This window comes from Halobellus sp. Atlit-38R (genome assembly GCF_003665925.1).
GTDB classification, from domain to species: domain Archaea; phylum Halobacteriota; class Halobacteria; order Halobacteriales; family Haloferacaceae; genus Haloquadratum; species Haloquadratum inordinatus.
The window spans coordinates 1-1,180 of the sequence record NZ_QXIJ01000044.1; the positions used below are offsets into that span (position 1 = coordinate 1).

Here is a 1,180-nt window from a genome sequence, read left to right on the forward strand (position 1 = left end):
CTCAGTACTTCACAAAGCCGGTTAGTTGAGACGTCTGCTTGCTGACGGTGTGTCCAATACCCAGCAAGCAGACGGTGAAATCCACGAGGACCAGCTCCTTAACTTCCTCGTCAACACGCTTGACGAGGAAGTAGGGCTCAGCCTCGGTAGCAACGCAGAAATCGATACTGCAGACATCTACGAGGTCCTCGTCGGCGCCTGCGCCGACGGGACCTCAATCTCCGAACTCTGTGAATCCAGTGACGACTCACCCCACGAAAACACGGTTCTGTACCATCTCCGCGAGAAATTCGACCTTGCGTCCGTTGAACGAGTTGGGAACGCGCTTCTCCAGAAGGACGTGCTGGAGATCCTCCCCGAGCAGGTGGAGGTCGTCGCCGACCTCCACCTGCGGCCCTACTACGGTGACGAAGACGAGACAGACGGTCTCTATCATTCAGAAGCCAAGCGTGGAACCACCGCGTTCCACGCCTACGCGACACTCTACGCGCGTGTGAAGAACAAACGCTACACGCTGGCGGTGCGCCGTCTCGTCGACGGCGACACCGCCAGCACTGTCCTCGCAGAGTTTCTCGGGATTCTTGACGGCCTTGACTTCAGCGTCAAGGCCGTCTATCTCGACCGCGAATTCTACGATAGCAAGTGTCTCACGCTGCTTCAGGCACACAACCACGCCTACGTGATGCCGATCGTCCGGTGGGGAAAGAAGATCAAGCAGGAACTCTCGGAAGGATGGAGCCGTGTCATCCGACACGATCTGACGGCGAAACTCGACGGTCACAGCTGGACCGTCGAGTTTCCCGTCTATCTCGACTGTACCTACCAGAACGGGCGATACGACGAACACGGGGTGGCGCGTCACGGCTATGCCGCTGACGCGCCGTTCATTGACACGCCACGTGAAGCTCGATACCACTACGCCAAACGCTTCGGTATCGAGGCCAGTTATCGGCTCTCCGAACAAAGTATTGCGACGACCACAACGCAGAATCCGGTCGTACGGCTGTTGTACGTCGTAGTGAGCCTGCTCTTACAGAACGTGTGGCGGTATCTGCACTGGGAGTTTGTGGCGACGCCCCGCCGTGGCGGGCGTCGCCTCTGGAAGTGGCCGTTCACGGAGTTCATCAGGATGATGTGCCGGGCAGCGTGGACGGCCCTCGCGACGCGTCGGGCCGTCCCC

The 1,180-nt window shown here is 59.2% G+C and carries 1 protein-coding gene; it reads left to right on the forward strand.

Features of this window, described 5'->3' with window-relative positions:
* Positions 1–49: 49 nt before the first annotated feature.
* Positions 50–1,180, forward strand: a 1,131-nt coding sequence (locus tag D3D02_RS17960; RefSeq protein WP_121571307.1) for an ISH3 family transposase, incomplete at its 3' end; no start/stop codon positions are given.